The organism is Allotabrizicola aquatica (SeqCode) (assembly GCF_965194375.1).
GTDB lineage: Bacteria > Pseudomonadota > Alphaproteobacteria > Rhodobacterales > Rhodobacteraceae > Tabrizicola_A > Tabrizicola_A aquatica.
In genome coordinates this window covers 395,889-419,247 of the sequence record NZ_CBDAEL010000002.1, presented here as the reverse complement: position 1 = coordinate 419,247, position 23,359 = coordinate 395,889, and the positions used below count along the sequence as shown (strand labels likewise).

General features: G+C 61.9%; 26 protein-coding genes. 20 read left to right on the top strand and 6 right to left on the bottom strand.

Features of this window, described 5'->3' with window-relative positions; translation table 11 throughout:
- Positions 1–2: 2 nt before the first annotated feature.
- The 10 genes from AC72UB_RS04740 (at position 3) to AC72UB_RS04695 (ending at position 10,121) form a co-directional block, all read left to right on the top strand.
- Positions 3–917 (top strand): ABC transporter permease, encoded by a 915-nt coding sequence (locus tag AC72UB_RS04740; protein ID WP_505188746.1) that lies wholly within the window; start codon positions 3–5, stop codon positions 915–917.
- On the top strand, positions 914–1,753 hold the full coding sequence (locus AC72UB_RS04735) for an ABC transporter permease subunit (RefSeq protein ID WP_505188745.1): 840 nt from the start codon (positions 914–916) through the stop codon (positions 1,751–1,753). Before AC72UB_RS04740 ends, AC72UB_RS04735 begins: the two co-directional genes overlap by 4 nt.
- Positions 1,746–1,994: a hypothetical protein gene (locus AC72UB_RS04730; RefSeq protein WP_505188744.1), complete on the top strand. Its 249-nt coding sequence runs from the start codon at positions 1,746–1,748 to the stop codon at positions 1,992–1,994. Before AC72UB_RS04735 ends, AC72UB_RS04730 begins: the two co-directional genes overlap by 8 nt.
- Positions 1,991–3,595, top strand: a complete 1,605-nt coding sequence (locus AC72UB_RS04725) for an amidohydrolase (protein WP_505188743.1) — start codon at positions 1,991–1,993, stop codon at positions 3,593–3,595. The genes AC72UB_RS04730 and AC72UB_RS04725 overlap by 4 nt, the downstream gene beginning before the upstream one ends.
- A 142-nt stretch (positions 3,596–3,737) precedes the next feature.
- Positions 3,738–5,474 (top strand): AMP-binding protein, encoded by a 1,737-nt coding sequence (locus AC72UB_RS04720; protein WP_505188742.1) that lies wholly within the window; start codon positions 3,738–3,740, stop codon positions 5,472–5,474.
- Positions 5,475–5,485: 11 nt separating this feature from the next.
- A complete protein-coding gene (locus tag AC72UB_RS04715) occupies positions 5,486–6,385 on the top strand; it encodes a bile acid:sodium symporter family protein (protein ID WP_505188741.1) in 900 nt (299 codons plus the stop codon).
- 214 nt (positions 6,386–6,599) lie between these two features.
- The gene (locus tag AC72UB_RS04710) at positions 6,600–7,469 is read left to right on the top strand and encodes a metal ABC transporter substrate-binding protein (protein WP_505188740.1); all 870 of its coding nucleotides are present in this window, start codon (positions 6,600–6,602) and stop codon (positions 7,467–7,469) included.
- Positions 7,470–7,492: 23 nt separating this feature from the next.
- Complete coding sequence (locus tag AC72UB_RS04705; protein ID WP_505188739.1) at positions 7,493–8,401, top strand: manganese/iron ABC transporter ATP-binding protein; 909 nt, start codon at positions 7,493–7,495, stop codon at positions 8,399–8,401.
- On the top strand, positions 8,398–9,270 hold the full coding sequence (locus AC72UB_RS04700) for a metal ABC transporter permease (protein ID WP_505188738.1): 873 nt from the start codon (positions 8,398–8,400) through the stop codon (positions 9,268–9,270). Before AC72UB_RS04705 ends, AC72UB_RS04700 begins: the two co-directional genes overlap by 4 nt.
- Positions 9,270–10,121 carry a metal ABC transporter permease gene (locus tag AC72UB_RS04695; protein WP_505188737.1) on the top strand — a complete coding sequence of 284 codons (852 nt, stop codon included), beginning with the start codon at positions 9,270–9,272 and terminating at the stop codon, positions 10,119–10,121. Before AC72UB_RS04700 ends, AC72UB_RS04695 begins: the two co-directional genes overlap by 1 nt.
- Here the strand turns inward: AC72UB_RS04695 and AC72UB_RS04690 are convergent.
- Positions 10,112–10,993, bottom strand: a complete 882-nt coding sequence (locus AC72UB_RS04690) for a LysR substrate-binding domain-containing protein (protein ID WP_505188736.1) — start codon at positions 10,991–10,993, stop codon at positions 10,112–10,114. The genes AC72UB_RS04695 and AC72UB_RS04690 overlap by 10 nt on opposite strands.
- 197 nt (positions 10,994–11,190) lie before the next feature.
- Between AC72UB_RS04690 and AC72UB_RS04685 the strand changes: the two genes are divergently transcribed.
- Positions 11,191–13,605, top strand: coding sequence for a GcvT family protein (locus tag AC72UB_RS04685; RefSeq protein WP_505188851.1), 2,415 nt, complete (start codon positions 11,191–11,193; stop codon positions 13,603–13,605).
- Between the two features lie 22 nt (positions 13,606–13,627).
- Here AC72UB_RS04685 and AC72UB_RS04680 read toward each other — a convergent pair whose 3' ends face one another.
- Genes AC72UB_RS04680 through AC72UB_RS04670 form a run of 3 tightly spaced genes read right to left on the bottom strand, consistent with a single transcriptional unit; the run spans position 13,628 to position 15,800 of the window.
- Positions 13,628–14,224, bottom strand: a complete 597-nt coding sequence (locus AC72UB_RS04680) for an NAD(P)H-dependent oxidoreductase (protein ID WP_505188735.1) — start codon at positions 14,222–14,224, stop codon at positions 13,628–13,630.
- Positions 14,224–15,105: a DMT family transporter gene (locus AC72UB_RS04675; RefSeq protein WP_505188734.1), complete on the bottom strand. Its 882-nt coding sequence runs from the start codon at positions 15,103–15,105 to the stop codon at positions 14,224–14,226. The genes AC72UB_RS04680 and AC72UB_RS04675 overlap by 1 nt, the downstream gene beginning before the upstream one ends.
- Entirely contained in the window at positions 15,102–15,800 is a 699-nt protein-coding gene (locus tag AC72UB_RS04670; RefSeq protein WP_505188733.1) for a type 1 glutamine amidotransferase, read from the bottom strand. The genes AC72UB_RS04675 and AC72UB_RS04670 overlap by 4 nt, the downstream gene beginning before the upstream one ends.
- Before the next feature lie 198 nt (positions 15,801–15,998).
- On the opposite strand from AC72UB_RS04670, the gene AC72UB_RS04665 reads away from it, so the two are divergent.
- A complete protein-coding gene (locus AC72UB_RS04665) occupies positions 15,999–16,331 on the top strand; it encodes a DMT family transporter (RefSeq protein ID WP_463289057.1) in 333 nt (110 codons plus the stop codon).
- A gap of 177 nt (positions 16,332–16,508) precedes the next feature.
- On the opposite strand, the gene mdh is transcribed toward AC72UB_RS04665, so the two are convergent.
- Positions 16,509–17,471 (bottom strand): malate dehydrogenase, encoded by a 963-nt coding sequence (mdh, locus tag AC72UB_RS04660; protein WP_505188732.1) that lies wholly within the window; start codon positions 17,469–17,471, stop codon positions 16,509–16,511.
- Positions 17,472–17,692: 221 nt separating this feature from the next.
- On the opposite strand from mdh, the gene AC72UB_RS04655 reads away from it, so the two are divergent.
- A complete protein-coding gene (locus AC72UB_RS04655; protein WP_505188731.1) occupies positions 17,693–18,439 on the top strand; it encodes a sulfite exporter TauE/SafE family protein in 747 nt (248 codons plus the stop codon).
- A gap of 7 nt (positions 18,440–18,446) precedes the next feature.
- Here the strand turns inward: AC72UB_RS04655 and AC72UB_RS04650 are convergent, their stop codons facing one another.
- Entirely contained in the window at positions 18,447–18,764 is a 318-nt protein-coding gene (locus AC72UB_RS04650; protein ID WP_505188730.1) for a hypothetical protein, read from the bottom strand.
- 173 nt (positions 18,765–18,937) lie between these two features.
- On the opposite strand from AC72UB_RS04650, the gene AC72UB_RS04645 reads away from it, so the two are divergent.
- The 7 genes from AC72UB_RS04645 (at position 18,938) to sdhD (ending at position 23,352) form a co-directional block, all read left to right on the top strand.
- Complete coding sequence (locus AC72UB_RS04645; RefSeq protein ID WP_505188729.1) at positions 18,938–19,801, top strand: HpcH/HpaI aldolase/citrate lyase family protein; 864 nt, start codon at positions 18,938–18,940, stop codon at positions 19,799–19,801.
- Between the two features lie 39 nt (positions 19,802–19,840).
- Entirely contained in the window at positions 19,841–20,383 is a 543-nt protein-coding gene (locus AC72UB_RS04640; RefSeq protein WP_505188728.1) for an NnrU family protein, read from the top strand.
- A gap of 4 nt (positions 20,384–20,387) precedes the next feature.
- A complete protein-coding gene (locus AC72UB_RS04635; RefSeq protein ID WP_505188727.1) occupies positions 20,388–20,591 on the top strand; it encodes a DUF1737 domain-containing protein in 204 nt (67 codons plus the stop codon).
- 41 nt (positions 20,592–20,632) lie between these two features.
- Positions 20,633–21,664, top strand: coding sequence for a MaoC family dehydratase (locus tag AC72UB_RS04630; RefSeq protein WP_505188726.1), 1,032 nt, complete (start codon positions 20,633–20,635; stop codon positions 21,662–21,664).
- Positions 21,661–22,407 (top strand): DUF4344 domain-containing metallopeptidase, encoded by a 747-nt coding sequence (locus tag AC72UB_RS04625; protein ID WP_505188725.1) that lies wholly within the window; start codon positions 21,661–21,663, stop codon positions 22,405–22,407. Before AC72UB_RS04630 ends, AC72UB_RS04625 begins: the two co-directional genes overlap by 4 nt.
- A 179-nt stretch (positions 22,408–22,586) precedes the next feature.
- Complete coding sequence (sdhC, locus tag AC72UB_RS04620; protein WP_505188724.1) at positions 22,587–22,973, top strand: succinate dehydrogenase, cytochrome b556 subunit; 387 nt, start codon at positions 22,587–22,589, stop codon at positions 22,971–22,973.
- 7 nt (positions 22,974–22,980) lie between these two features.
- The gene (sdhD, locus tag AC72UB_RS04615) at positions 22,981–23,352 is read left to right on the top strand and encodes a succinate dehydrogenase, hydrophobic membrane anchor protein (protein ID WP_463289019.1); all 372 of its coding nucleotides are present in this window, start codon (positions 22,981–22,983) and stop codon (positions 23,350–23,352) included.
- Positions 23,353–23,359 lie beyond the last annotated feature (7 nt).

The window sequence follows — 23,359 nt, the reverse complement described above, 5'->3', positions numbered from 1 at the left end:
GGATGACACGGGCCACCCTTCAGCGCTGGTTCGATGACAAGGGCTGGCCCGCCCTTCTGATCGGGCTGCCTTACCTGTGGCTCATCGTCTTCTTCCTGTTGCCATTCCTCGTCGTGGTCGTGATGAGTGTGGCCACCAAGACCCCGACCGCGCCGCCCTTTTCGCTGGGTGGCGAGCATCCTTGGATCAGTCTGGACACCTACGCCCGCATCCTGACCGATGGGCTTTACCTGCGCGCCTTTCTGACCTCGCTGGTCAATGCCGCAATCGCGACCTTCTTCTGCCTGCTGATTGGCTATCCCATGGCGCTCGGGCTGACGCGCGTCTCGCACTCGTGGCGCAACATCTTGTTGATGCTGGTGATCTTGCCGTTCTGGACCTCGTTCCTGCTGCGGGTCTATGCATGGATGGGGCTGATGGGCAAAAGCTCTTGGTTCAACGTCATGCTGACGGATGCATGGAATTTTCTGGTGCCGATCGATTGGGCCGTCAGATCCATCCCGATGATGCATTCCAATTTCGCTGTCATTTTGGTGATGGTCTACACTTACCTGCCCTTCATGATCTTGCCGCTTTACGCCAGCCTTGAACGGCTGGATCCAACGCTGGACGAGGCGGCAATGGATCTGGGCAGCCGTCCAGCCCGGGTGTTTTTGGATGTCACACTGCCCCAATCCATTCCCGGCATCATCGCAGGTGGCATGCTGGTGTTCATCCCCGCCGCCGGAGAACTGGTGATCCCCACGCTGGTGGGCGACGCCGGATCGCCCATGATCGGGCGGCTGATCTCGGATGAGTTCAGCCAGGCAAGAGACTGGCCCATGGCGGCGGCCATCGCGGTTGCGCTCTTGGTGCTTATGGTGGTGCCGACGATGATCTACAGCCGCTATCAGGCCAAGGCGGAGGGCAGCACATGAAGCGCCGACCGACCTTCCTGATCTCTGTCATGATCTTTGGTTTTGCCTTTTTCTACATCCCGATCCTGTCGATGATCGTCTACAGCTTCAACGCCTCGCGGCTGGCGACGGTCTGGGGCGGGTTTTCGACCAAGTGGTATGTGGCGCTCTTTACAAACGACAAGGTCATTGATGCGCTGATCCTGTCGCTGAAAATCGCGCTGGTCTCGGCCACGATCGCCACGATCCTTGGCACCATGAGCGGCATTGTGCTGGCGCGTTACACCAAGTTCCGGGGCCGCACGCTGTTTTCGGGTCTTGTCACAGCCCCGCTCATCATGCCCGAGGTGATCACCGGCATCTCGCTGTTGATCTTCTTCATTCTTCTGGGCGACTGGATCGGCTGGCCCGCCTCGCGCGGGTTCACCACCATCACCCTGGCGCACATCACCTTTTCGGCGGTCTTTGTGACCACCATCGTCCATGCCCGGATGCTGCAGGCCGACCGCGCGATTGAAGAGGCGGCAATGGATCTCGGCTCGCGGCCTTGGCAGGTGATGTTTGACATCACCCTGCCGGTGATCTCGCCCGCCATCCTGTCGGGCTGGCTTTTGGCCTTTACGATCAGCCTTGACGATGTGGTGATCACCGCCTTCACCACCGGGCCTGGCTCCACCACGCTGCCCTTGCTCATCTGGTCCAAGGTCAAGCTGGGGGTGACACCTGACATCAACGCCTTGGCCACGCTTATGGTGGTGACGGTGGGCCTTGGGGTTGTCGTCGCCGGGATCATCATGAACCGCGCCGAAAAGCGTCGGCAGGCCGAGGAAAGGCTGGCGTTTCAACGCAATGACTGATCCGGTGCGCTTTCTCGATGCCCCTTTGGGCCAGCCCGGATCGGGCCGGGTGCGCTATGGCGCGGCGATGGAACTCTATGCCCAAGGTCAGATTAGCGCCGAGGTGCTTGAGGTTTACCGCATCGCCTCGGCCCATGATGGGCGGGACCCGGCCGTGATGCTGCGCGAGATGGGGCTGCCTGTGCCGAAATTCAGCGCCATCCCGCAGCCTTTGGCCGCGCCTGAACAGGATAAACCATGACCGAAACCCTTGTGCACAACGCCCGCATCCGCACGATGGACCCCACCGCGCCTTATGCCGAATGGCTGTTGATCCGCGATGGCCGGATTGCCGCGCTGGGCCAGGGTGCGGCGCCGGACGCTCCGCACCAGATCGACGCGGGGGGCAGGCTGGTGCTGCCCGGCTTTCAGGATGCGCATATCCACCTTCTGTCCGGTGGGGTTGATCTGGCCACCGCCGCATCGCTTTATGAAGCCGCAAGTGAAAGCGAACTGATCACCACCCTGCGCGCCCATGCAGCAGCCAAACCCGGCCTGCCCATTGTGCTGGGCTCGGGCTGGCAGGCGGGGGTCTTTGGCGATCACAATCTGACGGCGGCGGTGCTGGACCGGGCGATCAGCGACCGACCCGTGCTGGTCTACGACAGCTCGTTCCACAATGCCTGCCTGAACAGCCGCGCGCTGCAGATGGCGGGGGTGCAAGACATGCCCGATCCGCCGAATGGCCATATTGTCCGCGACGGCCAAGGCCGGGTGACCGGGATGTTACATGAAGAGGCGATCCCGCTGGTCGCCGCCCGCCTTCCCGGTCTGACCGAGGCGGACTGGCTGCAAGGTCTGCGCGAAGGCCAGGCCCATGCCAATCGTCACGGGCTGACTGGTGTTCTGGACGCCCGCATCACCGAACAGGAACGCCGCATCTACGCCCGGGGGGAGGCCGAGGGCCTTTTGACCCTGCGCGTGGCCGGAACCGCCCTTGTGACAGAAGCTGACACGCCTGAAACCGCCGTGGCGCGGCTGTCGGCTTGGCGCGCAGCCCATTGTGGCCCCGATTTCCACATCCATTCCGCCAAGTTCTTCATGGACGGGGTCTATGAAAACCGCACGGCGGCCAATCTGGCCCCCTATGCCGATACGCCCGGCGGCAACGCGCCTTGCATGTTCAGCGCCGAGCAGACCCGCGCGATGATGACCGCGCTGGATGCGGCGCGCTTTGCCATCCATGTCCATGTCATCGGCGACGCCGCCGTGCGCCGCGCCATCGAAGGGCTGGAGGCCGCCCGCGCCGCCAATGGCTTTTGGCCCGCGCAGCACCAGCTGGCCCATCTGCAACTGATGGACCCGGCCGATTATGCCCGCCTGCAAGGTCTTGCCACCGCCAATATCCAACCCCTCTGGGCGCGGCTGGAGCCGCCCTATTCCGATCCCTCGCTGGGGATGATCGGCCCCGACCGCTGGGCCGATGTCTATGCCTTCCGCAAGATGCTGGATGCCGGGTCGGATTGGTGCCTGTCGTCGGATTGGTCGGTGTCGACGCTCAACCCGTTTGAGATCATCGAGACGGCGATCACCCGGCAAAAGCGGCGTGATAATGATCCGCTGGAACCGTTCTTCGCCGATCAAGCGCTGACCATTGAGGAATGCGTTCAAGGCTATACCGTCAATGCCGCCCGCGCGTGCTGGCGCGACCATTTCACCGGTATGCTGCGGGTGGGCTATTCGGCGGACCTGATCGTTCTTGACCGCGACATCTTTGCGATCCCGCCACAAGACATCTCGCAAACCCGCGTCCTTTGCACCCTGTTCAAGGGCCGCGAGGTCTGGAGCGATACGGCTTGGTAGGGCAGGGCCTCCAAAATCCCCTCACCTTGTGACGTTACGACAGCGGCACAGACGCCCTTGTCAAAGCTGTTTGCAAAGCGCGGGTGTTTCGCTAGCGTCAGTATAAGGGAAAAAGCGCCGGAACAGGCGCAGGGGAGGATACATGACCGACGGGTATACCCCGCCACGCCCGTGGCTGGCGTCTTATGGCAGAACCATCCCGCAGGATTTGCCGCCGCCAAGCTATGCAAGTCTTGCCGATCTGGTCGACCGCGCCTGTGCGACCTATGCCAAACGGCGGGCCTTCACCTGCGTGGTGCCCAACGGCATGAATGGCACCCTGTCCTACGCCCAGGTCGGCGCGATGTCCGATGCCTTTGCCGCCTATCTGCGGCAGGATTGTGGGCTCCAGCCCGGCGACCGGGTGGCGGTGCAGTTGCCCAACGGGCTGCACTATCCGGTGGTGGCCTTTGGTGTGTTCAAGGCGGGCTGCGTCTTGGTCAACACCAACCCGATGTATACCCCTTCGGAGATGATCCACCAAATCAACGATTCCGGGGCCAAGGTTCTGGTCATCGTCGACATGTTCGCCGACAAGCTGGCCGAGGTGGTTCCCCAGACGGATCTTCAAGCGGTCGTGCTGGCCGGAGTGCCCGAGTTCTTCCCCAAGCTGCCCGAAACCATCGTGCGCGGCGTGCAAAAAGTCTGGAGCCGCACCTTGCCGCCGGTGCCAAAGCTGGCTGTTCCTGTTCTGCGCCTGCGCGCCGCCCTTGCCAAAGGGCGCGCCCATGGCGCGGATGTGCGGGCCTATTGGACAGGGACCAAGTCCGAGGATCTGGCGTTTTTGCAATACACCGGCGGCACCACCGGGGTGGCCAAAGGGGCCATGCTGACCCACGGCAACATGCTGGCCAATCTGGCGCAGGTGCAGTCGGTCTCGGGCGGGCTGATGGCCACCGATGACTGCGTGCTGACGGCATTGCCGCTTTATCATATCTTTGCCTTCACCGCGAATTTGCTAACCTTTTTCGAAATCGGGGCCCGCAATATCCTCATCCCGTCGCCTCGCCCGGTGCAGAACCTGCAACGCGCGATCGAGAATTACCCGATCACTTGGATCACCGGGGTTAACACGCTGTTCAACGGGCTGATGAACGAGGAATGGTTCGCAGCCTATCCGCCCAAGAAACTGCGTGCCGCCATTGCGGGCGGCACCGCGCTGCACGAGGCGGTGGCGACGCGCTGGCGTGCGATGACCGGCACGCCCTTGGCCGAAGGCTATGGGCTGACCGAAACCGCGCCCTTGGTCAGCTTTAACCCGCTCGATGACCGCGCCAAGCCCGGCAGCATCGGCATCCCGGTGCCGGGCTGCGATGTGGTCTTGGTGGATGACGACGGCAAACCAGTGCCCACAGGCACCCCCGGCGAGGTGATGGTGCGCGGCCCACAGGTGATGTCAGGCTATTGGCATCGGCCTGAGGAAACCGCAAAGACCCTGCAAAAGGGTTGGCTCTTCACCGGCGACGTGGCGGTGATGGACGCGGACGGCTTCTTGCGCATTGTCGACCGCAAGAAAGACCTTGTGCTGGTGTCGGGCTTCAACGTCTACCCCAACGAGGTCGAGGACGCGCTGGCCAAGATGGAGGCCGTTCTCGAGGCTGCCGTCGTGCCGATCCCCGACGCCAAGACCGGCGAAGCGGTGCGGGCCTATATCGTCAAGAACCCCGATTACGAGGGCGACCTCGCAACCGAGGATATCTTGCGCCACTGCAAGGCGCTGTTGACCGATTACAAAGTGCCCAAATCCATCATCATTCGCGACGAATTGCCCAAATCGCCCATCGGAAAGATCCTGCGCAAGGATCTTAAGGCCGAAGTGCGTGCGGAATTCGGGCTGTAAAGGGGGCGACCATGCTGACCGAACTGGAAACCACGCTTCTGGGCGTCATGATGATGGTAATCATGCTGGGCATGGGATCCTCCATGACCTACCGCGATTTCCTGATCGCCTTTCGCAGGCCCAAGGGCATTCTTGTGGGCCTCTTGTCGCAATATCTGATCATGCCGTTTCTTGGCTATGCGCTGGCGCTGCTCCTTGGGCTGCCGCCTGCCATGGCCGCGGGTCTGATCCTGATCGCCTGTATGCCCGGCGGCACAACCAGCAATGTGTTCACCTATTTCTCAAAAGGTGTCTTGGCGCTTTCGATCATGATGACCACGGTCTCGACGCTGGTTGCGGTGGTCACGGTGCCACTCCTGCTCAGTTTCTATGGCGGCCTTGCGGGGTTGAGTGGCGACTATGTCATTCCGGCAGGCAACGTGGCGCAGGTGCTGGTGGTCTTGTTGGTGCCCACCGTCATCGGCATGGGCCTGCGCAAGCTGAACGCCAATATCGGCGCGACGGTTGAGCTGATAGGCTCGATGCTGGGCGTGGCGGTGATCTTGTTCCTGATCGGGTCATGGGTGCCGCGCAATTACCAGATGCTGCTGGACACCGGCTTTCCGGTCTACGTGGCGACCATCGGGATTGGCCTGATGGGCATGCTTTTGGGCTATTGGCTGGCGCGGGGCCTCGGTCAAGACAGCAACCGCTCTCGCACGATCAGTCTGGAAACCGGCATCCAGAACGGGCCTCTGGCGGTTTTGATCATCACGCTGACCTTCAGCGGCACGATGCAGCAAGAGGTTCTGTTCATTCCGATCCTTTACAGCCTGTTCATCGTGATCACCTCGTCGCTGATCACCATCTGGTATCGTGGCCATGCGACAGCCGAGGCGCAGGCCCGCGACGCGGCCAAGATTCGCCGCTAAGCACCGCATCGGTTACCGCATCGCAGGGCCCTGCCGCGGCAGGGCCCTTTGCATGTGCATGCCTGACGAAAACGTGATCCTTAATGATAATCATTCGCAACTAGATTGACACTGCGACCCGCTTCGCCCAACAGTTTGGCTTAGAGACAGGAGTGACCCTGAAATGCCCAAAGTGGCTTGCCTTCCGTCCAAAATCACTGGTGCGGCCTGCCTGATGGCGCTGACCCTTGCCTATGCCTCAGCCGCCTTTGCTCAAGACCGCATGAAGGTGGTAACCACCTTCACCGTTCTGGCCGACATGGCCGCCAATGTGGCGGGCGACGCGGCCGATGTGGTGTCGATCACCAAACCGGGGGCTGAGATTCACGGCTATGAACCGACGCCCGGCGATATCGTAGCCGCGTCAGATGCCGATTTGGTCTTGTGGAACGGCTTGAACCTTGAGCTTTGGTTTGAACAGTTCGTCGCCAATCTTGGCGACATCCCCTCGGTCACGGTCAGCGAGGGGATCACCCCGATTCCAATCTCGTCGGGGTCCTATGAGGGCAAACCGAACCCCCACGCTTGGATGGGTCTGGAAAACGCGCTCATCTACATCGACAACATCGAAGCCGCCTTTGCCGCACAGGACCCAGCCAATGCCGAGACCTACCGCGCCAATGGCGAGGCCTACAAAACCCGCCTGCGCGCCACGCTCGAACCATTGCGTGCCAAGATCGCCGAGGTGCCGCAAGATCAACGCTGGCTTGTGACCTGCGAAGGGGCCTTTAGCTATCTCGCCCGTGATCTGGGGCTGCAAGAACTGTATCTTTGGCCTATGAATGCCGACCAGATGGGCACCCCCCAACAGGTGCGCGCCGTGATCGACGGGGTGCGCGACAATGACATCCCGGTGGTGTTCTGCGAAAGCACCGTCAACACCGCCCCCGCCGAACAGGTGGCGCGCGAAACCGGGGCGGCTTATGGCGGCGTCCTTTATGTCGACAGCCTGTCACTTTCCGACGGGCCAGTGCCGACCTATCTTGATCTCTTGCGGGTCACCTCGACCACCGTGGCCGAGGGGCTTACCGCCGTGCGCGACTGACCCGCGCCCCAAAAGGACTGCCGATGCCCGATACGCTTGCGTCTAAACCCTTGGCCAACCCACCGTCGCCCCATGCGGCGGATGGCGAAGGCATATCGGCCCGCGATGTGACGGTCACCTATCGCAACGGTCACACCGCGCTGTGGAACGCCAGTTTCACCATTCCACGTGGCACGGTGACGGCGCTTGTCGGGGTCAATGGTGCTGGGAAATCCACGCTTTTCAAGGCGATCATGGGCTTTGTGCAGGCGGCCAAAGGCGACATCCGAATTCTGGGCCGCCCCGTGGCCGAAGCGCTGCGTCAGAACCTTCTGGCCTATGTGCCCCAAGCCGAAGAGGTCGATTGGACCTTCCCGGTGCTGGTCGAAGATGTGGTGATGATGGGGCGCTATGGCCACATGGGCTTTTTGCGCCGCCCCTCGGCTGCGGACCGCGCGGCTGTTGATCAGGCGCTGGCGCGCGTCAATATGCAAGACTACCGCCACCGCCAGATTGGCGAGCTCTCGGGTGGCCAGCGCAAGCGGGTGTTTCTGGCCCGCGCCTTGGCCCAAGATGGGCAGGTGATCTTGCTGGATGAACCCTTTACCGGCGTTGATGTGCAGACCGAAGACCAGATCACCGCGCTTCTGCGCGACCTTCGCGCTGAGGGGCGGGTGATGCTGGTGTCCACCCACAACCTTGGCTCGGTGCCCGAGTTTTGCGATCGGGTGATCTTGGTCAAGGGCACCGTTCTGGCCCATGGCCCTACCGAGACCACCTTTACCCATGCCAACCTGGAACGCACCTTTGGCGGCGTCCTGCGCCGCTTTACCTTGGGCGGCGACACGCTGCACGACGATGCCGACGCCCGCGCTGTCACCATCCTGACCGATGACGAACGCCCCTTCGTGCATTACGGCGACAAGCTGCAAAAAGCCGAGCGTCTGGAATGACCGCGCTTTTGTTGGAACCCTTCAGCTATGGCTACATGACCAACGCGATGTGGGTCTCCGCACTTGTCGGCGGGGTCTGCGCTTTTCTGTCCTGCTTTTTGATGCTGAAAGGCTGGTCCCTGATTGGGGACGCGCTGTCGCATTCCGTGGTGCCGGGTGTGGCGGGGGCCTATATGCTGGGCCTGCCCTTCGCGCTGGGCGCGTTCTTGTCGGGGGGGCTCGCGGCGGCGGCGATGCTGTTGCTGACCGAACGCTCGGGGCTGAAACCCGATGTCATTATCGGGCTGATCTTCACCTCGTTCTTTGGCTTGGGCCTGTTCATGGTTTCGGTCAGCCCGGTGCCTGTCGATATCATGACGATCACCATGGGCAATATTCTGGCCATCACGCCGGAAGACACGCTGCAACTGGCGCTCATCGGCTTTGTGTCGCTGGCTGTGCTTTTGGTGATCTGGAAAGACCTTGTAGTGGTGTTTTTTGACGAAACCCATGCCCGCACGGTGGGCCTGCATCCGCGACTGTTGAAAGGCGTGTTCTTCATGCTGTTGTCCGCCTCGGTCGTGGCGGCAATGCAGACGGTGGGGGCGTTTTTGGTAATTGCCATGGTGGTGACGCCGGGGGCGACGGCCTATCTTCTGTGCGACCGCTTTGAGCGGCTGATCGTCACCTCGGTCAGTATCGGCACGCTCACCAGCTTTGTCGGCGCCTATGCCAGCTATTTCCTAGATGGGGCCACAGGCGGGGTTATCGTCTGCCTGCAAACGGTGATCTTCCTGATCGTCTTTGTGCTGGCCCCCAAGCACGGCCTTCTGGCGGCCCGACGCAAGGCAGCGGCAGCGCTGCGCCGCGGCCCGGCGGAGGCCGCGTGATGGAGTTTGATCTGGCCACCGCGCTGATGCCTTTCCGCTTTGGCTTCATGCAGAATGCCTTTGCCATCTCAATCATCGTCTCGGTTCCCACAGCCCTGTTGTCCTGCTTTCTGGTGCTGAAAGGCTGGGCCTTAATGGGCGATGCGATCAGCCACGCCATCCTGCCCGGTATTGTGTTGGCCCATCTGATCGGCGCGCCCTTGATCCTTGGGGCCTTTGCCGCCGGCATGTTCACCGCCGTGGCCACCGGGTTCTTGGCGGGCAACAGCCGGATCAAGCAAGACACGGTCATGGGCGTGGTGTTTTCCGGCATGTTCGGCTTGGGCATCGTGCTCTTTGTCGCGGTCGACAGTGGGGTGCATCTTGACCACATCCTTTTTGGCAACATGCTGGGGGTCAGCGCCACCGAGTTGTGGCAATCAGGGCTGATCGCAGGCGGGGTTGTGCTGATCCTTGTGCTGAAATGGAAAGACTGGCTTTTGCACAGCTTTGACCCGGCGCAGGCAAAGGCGGTCGGCCTCTGGGTCAACACCCTGCACTACGGTCTTTTGGCGCTGATCTCGCTGACCATTGTGGCAACGCTTTCTGCGGCCGGGCTGATCTTGGCGATTGCCCTTTTGATCGCGCCGGGGGCGATTGCTTTTCTCTTAGTGCGCCGGTTTTCCACCATGCTGTGGGTGTCGGTGCTGCTGTGCATGGGGTCGATGGTGGTTGGCACTTATGCCAGCTTTTTCCTCGACAGCGCGCCCGCGCCCACCATCGTTCTGGTGCAAACCGGGCTTTTCATCGTTGCCCTTTTGCGCCGCCAGATCCTGAATCGCCGCGCCAGTCTGCGCGCGGTTCAGTCCTGAACGGGCGCCTCTGCCAGCAAGAAGGCACGTAGCTTTTCGCTGGCCCGTGTCGGGCTTACCTCACCCGAATGCAGATCATAGCCCCAGCCCGAAGGGATTTTGTCTGGGAAGGGGGCCACCAAAAGCCCACGCCTCAGATGCACCTCGGCCAAGGAGGCCAGCGTGATCGCGCAGCCCAAGCCTACGACGGCCATCTCCAGCGCCACGTTGGAACTGTCGGTCTTCAGCCCCTCGGACAAGGGTAGGTCGGTCAGCCCATGGTGGCGGGCAAAGGCCTGCCAATGCTCCTGGCGGCCCAACACATGGATCAGGCCGCGATGGCGAATGTCGCGGGGTTCCTGCAGGGCGTTCGGCCCGGTCAGAAACCCGGGCGCGCAGACCATCACCAAGGCTTCATCGCCGAGGGATTGGCCCTGCATCGGCTGGCTGGCGTGGCGCGGTGTGATGCGCAGATCGGCGATCAGGTCGCTGGTCTCTGACCAGATCGTGGCCAACACGGTCACTTCCACCTCGGGATGGACTTGGCCAAAGGCGTGCAGGCGCGGCGGCAGCCAATTGGTCGCAAGACTGGCGGGGCAGGCCAGCGTGACCTCTTGGCGGTGCGGCACGGTCAGGATCTGCCCTGTCGCCACATCAATCTGCGCCAAGGCCTGCCGCAGCGTCGGCAGATACGAGGCCGCCACTTCGGTCAGACCAAGACTGCGTGGCGCGCGGTGAAACAGGGGTCGGCCAATATACTGCTCCAACGCCCGCACGTGCCCTGAAACGGCGGCTTGGGTCATGCCCAATTCTTCCGCCGCGCGGGTAAAGCTCAGGTGCCGGGCCGAGGCCTCGAAAGACCGGATATAGTTCAGCGGCGGCAGGTTTTTCATCGGTGCACTCCTTGGCGGCAAAGCTAGCGCAAACGGGCGGCCAAGGCCAAGGGTACCATGCCCTAGAATTCTTGCGGGTCAGGCCCCCGTTTCCCTTGCGTGAACGGGCAGTGTGTTGTCCCTAAGGTGAACACGACGCCACTTGAACAAAGAGATCGACCATGCCCCCTGCCGACCCCCAGACCGACGCCCCCCGGCTGAAATCCCATGCGCAAGCGGTGGTCATCGGGGGTGGGCTGGTCGGCTGTTCGATCCTTTATCACCTGACCAAGCTGGGCTGGACCGATGTGGTTCTGTTGGAGCGGTCGGAACTGACCAGCGGCTCCACATGGCACGCGGCGGCCAATATCCACGGGCTGCATGACAGCACCAACATCAGCCGTTTGCAGCACTATACCATGGGGCTTTACAAGGAGTTAGAGGCTGAAACCGGCCAAGGCTGCGGCATCTTCCAGCCCGGTTCGCTCTATCTTGCGCAAACGCAGGCGCGCGAGCATCAGCTGCGCCTGCAGGCGGCCAAGGCGAAATATTACGGGATGGACTTCTACGAGGTCAGCCGGGATGAAGCCGAACGGCTGCATCCTTTGGTGAACTTCGACGGCATCCGCTGCATCATGTACGAACCCCAAGGCGGCAATGTCGACCCTTCGGGCGTGACCATGGCCTATGCTGCCGGCGCACGGGCGCGCGGCGCGCAAATCCACCGCAATTGCCCGGTGACCGCGACGCGGGCGCAAGCTGATGGGTCTTGGATCGTGGAAACCCCGATGGGGGAAGTCCGCGCCGGCTGGGTCGTAAACGCCGCCGGGCTCTGGGGCCGCGAGGTTGCGGCGCTGGCGGGGATTGAACTGCCCCTGATGCCCACTGAGCACCAGTATTTTGTCACCGAAACGATTGCCGAAATCGCCGCGATGGACCGCCGCCTGCCTTCGGTCGCGGATCGCGACGGTGAGTATTACCTGCGCCAAGAGGGCAAGGGTCTTTTGGTGGGTGCCTATGAGCGGGACATGAAATTCTGGGCCGAAAACGGCACGCCGCAGGGCTTTGGCCATGAGCTCTTCGCCGATGATCTGGACCGGATCGAGCCGAATATGCTGCGCGCCATCGACCGGGTTCCGGTGGTGGGATCGGCGGGCATCAAGCGGGTCATCAACGGCCCGATGATCTGGTCGCCAGACTCCAGCGCCCTGTTCGGCCCGGTGCCGGAACTGCGCAACTATTTCTGCTGCAACGGCATCATCCCCGGCTTTTCGCAATCCGGCGGGCTGGGGCTGTTGTCGGCACAGTGGATCATCGAGGGCGAGCCAAAGCTCGACATGTTTGGCTGGGACCTCGCGCGCTTTGGCGCTTGGGCGGGCAAGGATTTCACCAAGGCCCGTGTGCGCGATCAATACGCCAACCGCTTCAAGATCCACTTCCCGAATGAGGAACGCACCGCAGGCCGCCCTCTTCGCACCCGCCCGATCTATCAGGTGCAAAAGGCGATGGGCGCGGTCTTTGGTCTGAACTATGGCTGGGAACACCCGCTTTGGTTCTCTGCCGAGGGCGAACCAACCGAAGAAACCATCGGCTTTGACCGCCAGAACTGGTGGGCCCCGGTGGGCCGTGAGGCGCGGATGTTGCGCGACCGGGCGGGGATCATCGACATCTCGAACTTTGCCCGCTACCGGATCACGGGGCCCGGCGCGCGCGACTGGCTCGATGCGCTTTTGGCCAACCGGATGCCCACGACGCCGGGCCGGTCCTGCCTTGCCCCCTTGATTGGCAAACGTGGCGGGATCGCGGGCGATTTCACCGTTACCTGTCTGGGGCAGGGCGATTACTTCATGGTCGGCTCGGGCATGGCGGAACGCTATCACAAGCGGTTCGTTGATGCCGTGCCTTTGCCCACGGGCACAAGCTGGCACAGCGTCACCGACACAATGGCAGGCTTCAACGTGGCCGGTCCCTTGGCGCGCGATCTTTTGGCACGGTTGACCAATGCTGACCTGTCGAATGCAGCCTTTCCCTTCACGCGGTCTGCCCAGATTGACGTCGCCGGCGTCCCCTGCATCGCTCTGCGCGTCAGTTTTACAGGCGATCTGGGCTGGGAGCTTCATTGCGCGGAGTCTGACCAAGCGAGGCTTTATACAGCGCTCTTAGATGCGGGCAAAGCGCTGGAGGTCGGTCCCGTCGGCAGCCGTGCCCTGATGAGTCTGCGGGTGGAAAAGGGCTATGGCAGCTGGGGCCGGGACTATTCTCCCGAATATTGGCCGCAAGAAACTGGCCTTGCCGGCCTCATCAAGATGGACAAGGATTTCCTGAACAAAGCTGCCTATGCCGCCCTCGCCGATACCCCCCCACGCGAAGTTCTGCGCACGCTGGTGATTGAGGTGACCACGGCCGATGCCACCGGCAACGAGCCGATCTTTGATCTTGCCGGAAAGCCTGCGGGCAAGGTGTCGTCCGGGGCTTACGGCTATCACGTCGGGCAGTCGCTGGCCTTGGCCTATCTGCGCCCCGACATCGCGGCAGGGTCAGAGCTTTCAGTCATGGTGCTTGGCCAACCCCACCGGGCGCGGGTGCTGGAAGGGGCCGCCTTTGACCCCGAGGGCAAGCGGCTTCGCCAGTAACGCGTGCCAAGCCCGCACGCGCCTAGACCGCAATCCGCCTGATCCGCGCCGCAACCCGCGCGACAAAGGCATTGCGGCGCGGGGCATTGCAGGTGTCCATCTCATGCAGGCCCAGCCAAAAGGTTTTCGTCCGCTTGGCGGTGCAAAGGCGCAAACCCCGCAAGATCATCCGCCGCCCCGGCGCGCCCATCACAAAGGTCCAAAGCCACCACGGCGCGCCAAAGGTGGTGATGACACCGATCAGTCGGACATTGGTCAACGCCGGGCGCATCGGTGCGCCGGGGCTTGGCACGGTAAAGGTGACACCGGGCCGCCAGACCCGGTCCATCCAGCCTTTCAGCATCGCAGGCTGTGCATACCACCATGTCGGATAAACAAAGATCAGCCCCTCGGCCCATTGCAGGGCCGCGATATGCGGGGCGATATCGGGCGGGGGCGGGCCGTCGTCATGGTAGGCGCGGCGTTCCTCGGCGGACATCACTGGGTTGAAGCCCTCGGCGTAAAGGTCGATCAGCCGCACCTCATGGCCCTGCGCCCGGGCGGTATCGACCGCCACTTTGCACAGGGCAGCGTTAAAGCTTTCGGGCACCGGATGGGCGTGGATCACCAAAAGGCGCATCAACTGGCCCCTTGTGGCTGCGAGATCCGCCGCAGCGTGTGCAGCGCGACCGTGACCACGATCACCGCACCGCCGATCAGCGACATCTGGCCCGGGTTCTCGCCAATCACCGCCCAGACCAGCAATGGCCCAAGGATCACCTCCAAAAGCGTGATCATCGACACCTCGGGCGCTGGCAAATAGCGCGGGCCCAGCATCAACAGCCCCGCCGCACCCGGCAGGATGACAGCACCAGACAGAAAGATCAAAAACGCTGTGCCGCCATCGACTGGGACAAACTCGGCAAAGGGAAGGGCCAAAAGCCCGCCCAAAATCGCCCCCAGCGCCAGATGCGGCAGCATGTTGCGCCGCCCCGTGGTGCGCAGCGTGACGTAATAGGCGGCAATTGCGGTGGCATTGACGAGCGCAAAGGCGTCTCCCAAAAGCCGCCCATGCCCCATACTGCCCGAGCCGATGATCAGCACACCGGCAAACACCAGCCCAATCGCCAGCGCCGTGGCGCGGTCAATGGTCTCGCGCAAGGTCAGCCACGACAAAAGTGCGGCAATAAAGGGCGCAGTTGCCAGCACCAAGAGCGCATTGGCGGCCGAGGTGTATTGCATCGCCGAACACCAAGTGATGCCCCCAACTGCATTAAGCCCGATCACCAAAAGCCCTTTGCGGTCAAACCATTCGCCCTTGCCCGGCATGGTCTGTCGGGCAAAGATCACGTTGGCGGCTAGAAAAATCCCACCCGCCAAAATCCCCCGCCAAAAGGCCAAAGCCAGCATATCCCCGCCGATCAACCGCATCACCAAGGCATCGGGCACAAAGATCATCACCCCGGCCAAGGTGACCAGAACGCCGTAGGCTTGCGGATTGCGCTGGGATAGGTCGGTCATTCCGCGCGACCGAAAAGCTTGTCCAGAAATCCGTAGAACCACGCAGCCTGTTTGGCATCCGCCTCCATCATCACCGCGTCCTGTTCGGCCCGCGTTTGCACGCCGGGCTTGCCATAGGCCGCCCAAGGGGCGGATTGCCAGCGGCGAAAGCCCTCGATCGTGCATTCGGGGTGGAACTGAAAGCCATAAACCTTATGGCCAATCCGGAAGGCCTGATTGGGATACATCGGGCTTGTGGCCAGATGCACCGCACCTTCGGGGATGGCAAAGGTGTGGAAATGCGCCTGCGTCATCGGAATGGTCTCAGGCAGGAAGTCGCGCCCCTCGGCCGTGGGTGAGATTGGGTAATAGCCAAACTCATGCAGACCACTGGGCGGCGGGCCAACCTCGGCCCCCATCACCCGCGCGATCTGCTGGGCGCCCTGACAGATGCCCAAAAGCGGGATGTCTTGCGCCATGCAGGCCCGGATCCAAGCCGCTTCGTCATGCAAGAACGAATGCTTATCCTCGTCAAACACATTGAACGGGCCACCATAGACCACCGATCCGGCCACATCCGCGCCCGGCACTGGCAGGAGGTCTCCCGCAAAGGGACGCAAGATTACCGGATCAAACCCCGCCTGCACGGCAAAGCTCACCACCCGGTCATCGGGCGGGTCGTCACCGTGGCGGATCAAAACCAGTTTGCGGGCCATGTCGGTCTCCTGTCGCGCTTTGGCGGCAGGATAGGCCAAAGCATGGGGGGAATGGCAAAAGGAAAACGGGGGTGTGACGGATAAATTTCTTGCGCTGCGCCAAGTTGGGGCAAAAGCGGGACAGCCTTGCCAATCGTCGGGCTGGCTTGTGTCATTCGGCCTGCCATGACACGAAGGGGGAGTGGAGGGCCCGTGATGCTGAAAACCTATCTCTTTCTCTTGGCGGCCATCGTGCTTGAAGTGGTGGCAACCACCGCCTTGGCCCGCTCGGCCAGCTTTACGCGCCTCGTTCCCAGTCTGATTGCGATCTTCGGCTATGCCGGGGCATTTTGGCTTTTGTCGGTTCCCTTGCGGGTCATGCCGACCGGGGTGGTCTATGCCCTTTGGTCTGGGCTTGGGATCGTGCTGATCACAGCGGTGGCTTGGGTCTGGCAAAAGCAGGTGCTAGACGGAGCGGCGCTGTTGGGGTTGGGGCTGATCATGGCTGGGGTCTTGGTCATTCACCTCTTCTCCAGCGCGGTCAATCACTAAGGGCGGCCGTTGGCCGATCCTGCCCCAATCCTGAAGTGGTTGGAGCGTTCTGGCGCAATTGTATTCGCCAGCACCTGTGCGCGCGCTGGACAGGCAGGGCGGGGCCAAGGCAAAACGCGCGGCCCGTTGGGACCGCGCGCTTGTAAGAACACAATCAGGACGAACCCTGCGGCCAGATCAGGCCAGCGACGGATCAATCGCCTTGCAAGCGGCGACAAGGCCCTTCACCGCGTCGATGGATTTGTCCATCATCGCTTGCTCATCCGCGTTGAGTTTGATGTCCACCACACGCTCCACGCCTCCGGCGCCAAGGATCGTCGGCACGCCGACATACATGCCCTTCAGGCCGTATGCGCCGTCCACATAGGCCGCGCAGGGCAGCAGGCGCTTTTGGTCCTTCAGATAGGCTTCGGCCATTTCAATCGCCGAAGCGGCAGGCGCGTAGAAGGCCGAGCCGGTCTTCAAAAGGCCCACGATTTCCGCGCCACCGTCACGGGTGCGCTGCACGATGCCGTCGAGCTTTTCCTGCGTGGTCCAGCCCATTTTCACCAGATCGGGCAGCGGAATGCCGGCGACAGTGGAATACCGAACCAACGGCACCATGGTGTCGCCATGGCCGCCCAGAACAAAGGCTGTGACATCCTTCATCGAGACGTTGAATTCCACCGACAGGAAGTGACGGAAACGGCCCGCGTCCAGAACGCCTGCCATACCGACCACCTTGTTGTGCGGCAGGCCCGAAAACTCGCGCAGCGCCCAGACCATCGCGTCCAAGGGGTTGGTGATGCAGATCACAAAGGCATTGGGCGCATGGGCCTTGATGCCTTCGCCGACCGATTTCATCACCTTGAGGTTAATGCCCAAAAGGTCATCGCGGCTCATCCCCGGCTTGCGCGGCACGCCGGCGGTGACGATGCAGACATCTGCACCCGCGATATCCTCGTAGGAATTCGCGCCCTTCAGCGACGCGTCAAAGCCCTCAACCGGGCCAGATTGCGCGATGTCCAGCGCCTTGCCCTGCGGCGTGCCCTCGGCGATGTCAAAAAGGACGATGTCCCCCAGTTCCTTGAGGGCGGCGAGGTGGGCAAGGGTGCCGCCGATCTGGCCTGCGCCGATAAGGGCGATTTTGGGTCGTGCCATGGGTTCGGTCTCCGAGTGCTTGGCTGCAAGATTGTATACTGTGGTATGCTAAATCAGGGCGATCCAGAATGCAAGTCTGCCGCGCTGCAGCAAGGTCATGGGCTGGCCCCGGCCGCGGGATTGCGGTAACGGGACTTTCATGGACCTTGGTGCAGGTGACGGCCGCACCGGTTCGGCATTGCGCGGCATCATGGGGGATTCGCGCGGCAGGGGGAAGAGGCATGGAGGGGTTTGCCTTTTGGGCGCTGGCGGTGCTGGCAGCAGTGCTGGTTGGCATGGGTAAAGGTGGCTTGCCCGTTGTCGCTATGCTCAGCGTGCCGGTGCTGTCGCTGGCCGTCTCGCCCGTCACGGCGGCAGGGCTTTTGCTGCCCGTCTATGTGCTGTCCGATATGTTCGGGCTTTATGCCTATCGCCATGCCTTTGACCGCCGGGTGCTAGCAATTTTGACGGCTGGGGTCACCATAGGGGTGGGCCTTGGATGGGCCACTGCGAAGATCACGCCGGAATGGGCCGTAACCGCGCTGGTCGGGGTCATTGGGGCGGTCTTTGCGCTTCGACTCTTGTTCCAGCGCGGGACCATGCAGCCGCGCAAGGCCAAGGTCGCACCCGGCGTATTTTGGGGCACGCTGACCGGCTTCACCAGTTTCGTCAATCATTCTGGCGGGCCGCCGTTTCAGATCTATGTCCTGCCCCTTGGCCAGCCAAAGCTGGTATATGCTGCGACCAGCACTATTCTTTTTGCCTATCTCAACATGATAAAGTTGGTGCCTTATTGGGCCTTGGGTCAGTTCCACCCTAGTAATCTGAAAGTGGCCGCCCTGTTGATGCCAGTGGCGGCCATCGCGGTCTTTGTCGGCGTGAAGCTGGTCAAAATCATCCCCGAGCGGCTGTTCTTCCAGATCGTCACTTGGGCGCTTTTGGCGATTTCGCTCAAGCTGATATGGGACGGGCTGTCCGCCGCCGCCTAAAGGGCGCTTACGCCGGTTCCCCCTTGGCAGCCAGTTCCTCGGCGATGTCCTCCCAAGCCTGACCCGAGGCGACAAGGCAGGTCTGGCCATCGGGCCGGGTGACGACAATCGTCCAGCTGCCTGAGGCTGAGGTGAAAATCTCAACCACTTGGGCGCGCGCATCCGGTCCGGCGGTCAGGCCTGCGCCCCGGCGCACCTCATCAAATCCGGTGGCCAACCCGGCCACCACCTGCTCGCGCGGCGCGCATTGCGCGGCGATGGCCGCCTGTGTGGCGAAGATCAGCCCGGCAAAGCCCAGCGAAAGCGCAAACAGCATCTTGTCCATGAAAACCCCCAAAGTGATTGGCCGTGCACTCAGGCTGCGCCCCATGGGTAAGCGGCGGGTTAATGCCCCGTTCCGGCGGACGATCTGGTTTTTCTGCGATGCAGCAAAATCGGGCTTGCTGAAAATGCCCAATCGGTGTCTTTTTCCGCAAGATTGTTTCGGTGGAGAGAATCATGTCGGCACGGCCCTATCGCTCGGTCCTGTACATCCCCGGCTCGAAAGAGCGGGCGGTGGAAAAGGCTATGGGGCTGGCGGCGGATGCGATCATCTTCGATCTGGAAGATGCGGTCTCGCCCGACGAAAAATCCGCCGCGCGAGATCTTGTGGCGCGGGTGCTGACAGATTGGGATTTCGGCAACCGGGCGCGGATCGTGCGGATCAATGGCTTTGACAGTGCTTGGGGCCGCGATGACGCCAATGCGATGGACGCGGCGATTGCGCGCGGCGCCAAGATTGACGCCATCCTGATCCCGAAAGTGAACCGTGCGGCTGACCTCGACGCGGTGGCCGAGGCTGTGCCCGGCGCTGACCTTTGGGCCATGATGGAGACGGCGCTGGGCATGCTGAACGCCGCCGAGATTGCCGCCCATCCGCGCCTGAAGGGCATGGTGATGGGCACCAATGATCTGGCCAAAGAGTTGAACAGCCGCTTTCGCCCTGACCGTCTGGCGATGCAAGCGGGACTTGGCTTGTGCCTTCTGGCCGCCCGCGCCCATGGCAAGGTGATCGTGGACGGGGTGTTCAACGCCTTCAAGGATGAGGCGGGACTGCGCGCCGAATGTGAGCAGGGCCGCGATATGGGATTTGACGGCAAGACCGTGATCCACCCGGCGCAGTTGGAGATTGCCAACGCGGCCTTCGCACCCAGCGCCGACGAGTTGGACCTTGCCCGCCGCCAGATTGCCGCTTTCTCGGCCGCGAAAGCGGCGGGGCAGGGGGTCGCCGTGGTCGATGGCAAGATCGTAGAGAACCTGCACGTCGTGACGGCGACCGCAACGCTGGCCAAGGCCGAGGCGATTGCAGCCATGGCCGAATGATGCAACTGTGATGTCCCTATTCATCACCGGAGCGTGCAGATGACCCTTCTTATTCTTGGCCTTGCCCTGTGGATTGTGCCGCATTGGATGAAACGCCTTGCGCCCGAGATGCGCGCGGGTTGGGGAGACAAGGCCAAGGGGCCGTTGTCACTGGCCATGGTGCTGGGGATCGTGCTGATGGTCGTGGGCTATCGCGCCGCGGAGGGCGCGTTTTTCTGGGGCCGCTCGCCCGCGATGGTGGGGATCAACAACCTTCTGATGCTGGGCTCGGTGTATCTGTTTGCCGCCTCTGGCATGAAAACCGCCATTGCCCGCAAGATCCGCCACCCGATGCTGTGGGCGACCGTGCTTTGGGCGCTGTCGCATGTGCTGGTCAATGGCGATACGCCGTCCTTTGTTCTCTTCGGGGGCCTTGGCCTCTGGGCGCTGATCTCGATGGTGCTGATCAACCGTGCCGGTCCTTGGGTGCCGCCTGCCGCAAAACCCGCCAAGTTTGAAGCGATGGCCATTGCTGGAAGCCTGATCTTCTACGGCGTTCTGGTGGGTGTGCATTACGCACTTGGCTATCCAACCTTCGGCTAAGATCATGAAACTCTACCGTTTTCTCAGCGACGACGACACATCGGCCTTTTGTCACAAAGTGACGGCGGCCCTGAACAAAGGGTGGGAGCTGCAGGGCAGCCCCACCTATGCCTTTGACGCAAGCCGGGGCGTCATGCGCTGCGGGCAGGCGGTGGTGAAAGAGGTGCCGGGCACCTATTCGCCCGAGATCAAACTCGGCGAGCAATGAAGCGGGTGGGGGCGACCCCACTACCCAAAGGACCAAGACGGATGAAGACCAACCCGGGCCGTTTCTTTGAAGATTACCGCATTGGTGAGGTGATCATCCATGCCGTGCCGCGCACGGTGTCGGGGGGCGAGCGGGCGATGTATCATGCGCTTTATCCTGCACGCGGGGCGCTTTACTCCTCGGATGAGTTTGCCCGCGCCAGCGGCCTGCCAGCGGCGCCGATGGATGATCTGGTGTCCTTCCATGTGGTCTTTGGCAAGACGGTTCCCGACATCAGCCTGAACGCGGTGGCCAATCTGGGTTATGCCGAGGGGCGCTGGCTCGCCCCGGTCTGGCCCGGTGACACCTTGCGCTCGGAATCCACCGTGATCGGGTTGAAGGAAAACTCGAACGGCAAGTCGGGCAATGTCTATGTCCGCACCAAGGGGATCAACCAGCACGGGCAGGTGGTGCTGGAATATGTGCGCTGGGTGATGGTGCGCAAAAACCGCATGGACGCCCCCGCGCCCGAGCCGGTTGTGCCCGATCTGCAAAAGGTGGTGCCCGCGGCGGATCTGGTGATCCCCAAAGGGTTGGATTTCTCGAACTACGATTTCAGCTTGGCCGGTGAGCCGCACCGCTGGGGTGACTATGCGGTGGGCGAGAAGATTGACCATGTCGATGGTGTGACGGTCGAAGAGGCCGAACATATGATCGCCACGCGTCTTTGGCAGAACACCGCCAAGGTCCATTTCGACGCCACCTTCCGCGAGGATGGCAAGCGGTTGATCTATGGCGGCCATGTGATTTCCATGGCGCGTGCCTTGTCGTTCAATGGGCTGGCCAATGCACAAATGATCGGGGCTTTGAATGCGGGGGCCCACGCAAACCCCTGCCACTCTGGCGACACGATCAAGGCTTGGTCCGAGGTCTTGGACCGTGCCGATACCACCGCGCCCGGGGTGGGCGCGATCCGCCTGCGGCTGGTGGCGGTCAAACAAGGGGCAGAGCCCTTTGCGCTGAAGGGCGCGGATGGCAAATATCTGCCCGAAGTGCTGTTGGATCTCGATTACTGGGCGTTGATGCCAAAATGAAAACACTTCACGCACTTGGCCTGAGCCTAACCCTTGCGACCACGCCAGCCTTTGGCTTTGACATGCCCGAGGATGAATCGACCGCGCAATTTGTTACCTCGAATATCATCGCGACGTTTTACCATGAACTGGGTCACGCGCTGATCGATGTGCTGGCCCTGCCGGTTCTGGGGAAAGAAGAAGACGCGGCGGATGGGCTTGCGTCTGTGCTCACCCACTACATCTGGGACGAAGAAACGGCGACGCAGATCACCTATGACACGGCAAACGGCTTTGCCCTCTGGGCGGCGGAGCCCGAGGGCTGGGATTCAGCCTATGCCGATACCCATTCATTGGACCAGCAGCGCTATTACGCGACGGTCTGCCTGTTTTACGGTGCCAATCCCGAAGCGCGCGAGGCGGTTGCGGTCGATCTGGAACTGCCTGAAGAACGGGCGGCTCTGTGCCCCGATGAGTTTGCCCAAGTCGATGCCAGCTGGTCTGCGATGCTAGAGGGGTTGGAGCCGGGGTGGGATACCTTTGGCTTGGTCCTTGTGAGCACCGATGAAGATGATCCGATCAGCCAGATCCTGGCCGAAGAGATTGCCGATCTGAACGGAAGATACGGATTGCCACAAGAGGTTCTGGTCAGCGTTGAGCCCTGCGGCGAAGCGAACGCCTTCTACTTCCCAGGTGAATACCTCATCATCATGTGCACCGAATATGCCGAAGCCATGGCCCAGTTGTGGGAGCAGGCGGAGTGATCGTGATCACACGGAAAAATTGTGTGATCACAAATAACAGAATCTTGGACTGATAGCGGCACCAGTCCGCTTTTCCTGTAGGCTTGTAGGTGACAGCGCAAAAATTCGCGCTAGTAAGGACACAAAGACAGCTTTGGGGCGGGCCTTCACCCGCACCCTGCCAGCGACAAGGACATGCCATGGCGAACGTCAAACGGGTTGAACGCCCCCTTTCTCCCCATCTGCAGATTTATCGCCCGCAATTGACGTCGATCGTCTCGATCCTGACGCGGATCACCGGTAATGCGCTGATCGTGGGCGTCATCTTGGCGGTGTGGTGGCTGTTGGCGGCGGCGACCTCGCCCGAATACTTCGCCACCGCCAACGCGGTTGCGACCAGCTGGTTCGGCGATCTGGTGTTCACCGGGTCGGCTTGGGCGGTGTGGTATCATTATCTGGCCGGGCTGCGGCATCTATACTTCGACGCGGGCAAGGGCTTGGACATTCCCACCGCCGAGAAGCTGGGCTGGGGCATCATCATCGGGTCGGTCGTTCTGACCGCCCTCACCGTCATTTTGGTTCAGTGAGGGCATCATGCGTTATCTGACCGCCCGTAAGCGCGCCGAGGGCAAAGGCGCATCGCACACCGGAACTGAACACCACTGGAGCATGACACTGTCGTCGGTCGCCTTGGCCTTCATGGTGCCGACCTGGCTTTACATCTTCGGCTCGGCCCTCGGGGCCGCGCAAGACGAGGTGGTCGCCACCTTCGCCCGGCCTTTCCCAGCCATTCTGACCGCGCTCGTCCTTGTAGTCGGCATGCGTCATTTTGCCATGGGGGCCACGATGATGATTGAGGATTATGCCCGTGGCACGGCGCGTAAACTGTTCATCATCTTCGCCTATTCCCTGTCTGCTGTGATCGTTGCAAGTGGGCTGTTCGCCCTGATCAAGATCGCGCTCTGAGGTTCAA